Annotated in this window: 2 protein-coding genes and 1 pseudogene; all 3 read right to left on the bottom strand. The window is 71.8% G+C overall.

The annotated features are described in order from the left end of the window. Window positions 1-88 (bottom strand): annotated as a pseudogene (locus ABZS97_RS43905) (glycerophosphodiester phosphodiesterase); the annotation flags it as partial. A 204-nt stretch (window positions 89-292) separates the two neighbouring features. Then, on the bottom strand, window positions 293-1,402 hold the full coding sequence (locus ABZS97_RS43900; protein WP_356149688.1) for a DUF2637 domain-containing protein: 1,110 nt from the start codon (window positions 1,400-1,402) through the stop codon (window positions 293-295). 6 nt (window positions 1,403-1,408) lie between these two features. Further along, on the bottom strand, window positions 1,409-1,773 hold a 365-nt coding region (locus ABZS97_RS43895; protein WP_356149685.1), incomplete at its 5' end, for a hypothetical protein.

Below are 1,773 nucleotides of genomic sequence, written 5' to 3'. Positions count from 1 at the left end.
GTACGCGGTACAGGGACCGGGCGGAGAAGCTCATGACGCGCACCGGCGACGGTCCGTCCGCGGGCGGCGCGTCCAGGCCGAACCGCTTGAACCCGTGTCTCTCGCCGGTCCGGGGTGGCGTGGACGCTGAGCAGCTCCCCGCCGGCCGTGACGACGTACAGGGGGAGCGGGGTGACGACCGGGGCGACGACTCCGGCGAGCATCTGCCGGACCATCTCGAGGTCCTCGAGGACACGCACGGTCGCCGCGGCCCGCTCCGTGGTGGTGAGCAGCAGACGCTGCGCGGGGGCGATCACTGCTCGGCCCCGGCGGTCTGCAGTTCCTGCCGGCGGGCGGACAGCCACCCGATCGACCACCCGGTGGCGTCCGCAAGCTCTTTCAGCGTCACGGACGGGCGCTCTTTCACGGCGGTTGCGACGTACTCCCGGGCGGCCTGCTCGTCGAGGCGGTCGCTTTCACGGGCGGCCTTTTCACGGGGTGCGCTTTCACGGGGGGTGCTCCCGGTTGCCGCCTTTTCACGGGCGGCGCGGCGCTCGGCTGCTGCCCTTTCACGGGCCTCCCGCTCGGCGGTCACCTGCTCGGCCTGCTCGCGCTCGGCACGGGCGCGCTGCTCCAGCTCAGCGAGCTCCCGCGCTTGCTGCTGCTCCCGCTGCTCGCGGCGCTCTGCCGCATCCCGTTCGGCCCGCTGCTGCTCGAGCTGCAGGGCGTGCGCACGCTCTTCACGGGCTTGGCGCTCTTCGCGGTCGAGCCGCTCCCGCTCGATCCGCTCGGCACTTTCACGGGCTTCACGCTCAGCGCTTTCACGTCGGGCTTCGGCGCTTTCACGGTCGGCACGCTCGCGGGCTTCGCGGGCTTCACGGTCGGCACGCTCGCGGGCTTCGCGGGCTTCACGGGCGGCGCGCTGCTGAGCTTCACGCGCTTCACGCTCGGCCTTGGCGGCGGCTGCCTGCTCGGCTCGTGACCGCTCGATCTCGTCGAGGGCGCGGCCGATCGCGGCCCGGTATGAACGCGCGGCCTCTGCCGTGACGATCAGCAGCAGCGGGGCGACCGCGTGAACAGCAACTCCGGTCGCGTCGCCCTTCAGCGCGGAGTCGCCCACGTTCAGGAGCAGCGTCATCAGACCGGTCAGCCACCGGAGCACCGCCGGCCACCGGCCCGCGGTCGTGCGCAGCCGGTCAACCGTGGCGTCGAGACGGACCACGATGACGACCGCGGCGTCGACGACCAACGGGAGGATCGGTGCCGTGTTCTCCCAGCCCTCCGGCGTGACCCGCTCGACAAGGGGCGTCACGGTGAGGACAGAGAAGAGGATCGCCCCGGCGGTGATCGCCCACGTACCGGCGGACAGCACGCGTTCGGCGGACTGGATCTGTGCGGGGGTCAGGGTCTCGAGGCGGCTCACTGCTGCTCACCACCGGCGGCGCCGGCACGGTCGTCGGCGTCGGCGGAGCGGAGCAGCAGCTCCCGCACCCCGACCACCCCAAGGGCGACGACGAATGCCGCGTTGGTGAGGTCCTGGCGGCTCGTCCTTCCGCTCGGTGTACGCCTTCTTCAGTCCGCTGATGAGGGCGTGCGAGGGGTTGAGTTCGAGGATGCGCTTGATCTGCGGCACCTCCTGGCCCATGGCGCGGTACATGTTCTCCAGCGCCGGAGTGACATCGTGCGTGTCCGAGACGATGCAGGCGGGCGAGACGGTGAGCAGGTGTAGCTGCGCCACGGCCGGGCGCTCGCCGCGTTCGTGTCGGAGAACGTGGTGGCCACGTAGGCGGTGCC

Origin of the sequence: Streptomyces sp. NPDC005485, from assembly GCF_040606085.1 — a bacterium.
Taxonomy (GTDB): domain Bacteria; phylum Actinomycetota; class Actinomycetes; order Streptomycetales; family Streptomycetaceae; genus Streptomyces.
Note: the sequence above shows the minus strand (reverse complement) of the source record. Positions and strands in the feature narration are given on the sequence as shown.